Annotated in this window: 1 protein-coding gene; it reads right to left on the reverse strand. The window is 41.7% G+C overall.

The window, feature by feature from the left end; translation table 11 throughout:
- Positions 1-235: hypothetical protein (locus tag FS736_RS25010; RefSeq protein WP_222125128.1), on the reverse strand; the 235-nt coding region annotated here is incomplete at both ends.

Here is a 235-nt window from a genome sequence, read left to right on the forward strand (position 1 = left end):
AGGAAGAGGTGTGTTAGGTAAATGGTCGATATGATCGGTGTGGGGAACAGCATGGAGGAAGTTAAAGAAGTAGGTGATGGATGGAATGATATGAGGAGGGGTGATGTTTTTGATGGGTTGAGGGAGATAGGGGTTTGGTAGAAGATTAATTTGTTTTTGAGGGTGAAGATGGTGTTTAGGATGGTTGATGGGTTGGGGATTGAGTTTAAGAGGACGATCTTTTAAAAGTTTTTTC

Source organism: Cytobacillus oceanisediminis 2691 (assembly GCF_007678455.1).
In the GTDB taxonomy this organism is placed as follows: Bacteria; Bacillota; Bacilli; order Bacillales; family Cytobacillaceae; genus Mesobacillus; species Mesobacillus oceanisediminis_A.